Raw genomic sequence first — 611 nt, 5'->3', positions numbered from 1 at the left:
CAAGCGGCTGGATGAGGCGAAGTTCTGCTGGCCGCGGATCGGCCACCACCGGGTCCAGCTCAATCATGCTCAGCTCATGGCTCTGGTTGACGGAATGGACTGGAAACGGGTTCGAACGGAGACCGTCAGGCGGCCGCAATCGGTTGGGTAAAACCCTGCGGCATGATGAATCAGGGAGCTGAAAACGCGGGAAAATTGCCCGCGAATATGCTCTGATTTTGGCCATGTCGGCACCCGATCTCGCGCTCCCGGACGACGTTGACGCGCTCAAGGCGATGGTTGTTGCCATGGCCGAAAAAGCCGCCGGTCTGGAAGAGCGTAATGCCGATCTCGAAGCCCACAATACGCATCTCGAGTTGGTCAACAAGAGCGCCGAGGAGCGGATCGCACGACTGACGGCGGTGGTGAAGATGCTGGAGCGGTCGCGCTTCGGCAGCCGCTCCGAAAGGTTGCGGGCCGGTGCGCTGAGCGAGGAGCAGTACGCTCTGGTCTTCGACGAGATCGAAACCGGCGTGGCGGCCATCCAAGCGCAGATGGAGAAGTCTGCGGGCGGCTCGAAAGCGAAGCGCGCCCCGCGCCCTCGCAAAGGCTTTGCGGCCCATCTCGAACGG

Annotated in this window: 2 protein-coding genes; both read left to right on the top strand. The window is 62.4% G+C overall.

From position 1 onward, the window contains the following. Nucleotides 1-7: 7 nt before the first annotated feature. Entirely contained in the window at nt 8-151 is a 144-nt protein-coding gene (locus NKI54_RS36385; RefSeq protein WP_352625793.1) for a hypothetical protein, read from the top strand. Between the two features lie 73 nt (nt 152-224). Further along, nucleotides 225-611 (top strand): IS66 family transposase (locus NKI54_RS36380; RefSeq protein WP_352694680.1); only part of this gene is annotated, 387 nt, incomplete at its 3' end.

It is taken from the genome of Mesorhizobium sp. M0663 (genome assembly GCF_040320585.1).
Classification (GTDB): domain Bacteria; phylum Pseudomonadota; class Alphaproteobacteria; order Rhizobiales; family Rhizobiaceae; genus Mesorhizobium.
Note: the sequence above shows the minus strand (reverse complement) of the source record. Positions and strands in the feature narration are given on the sequence as shown.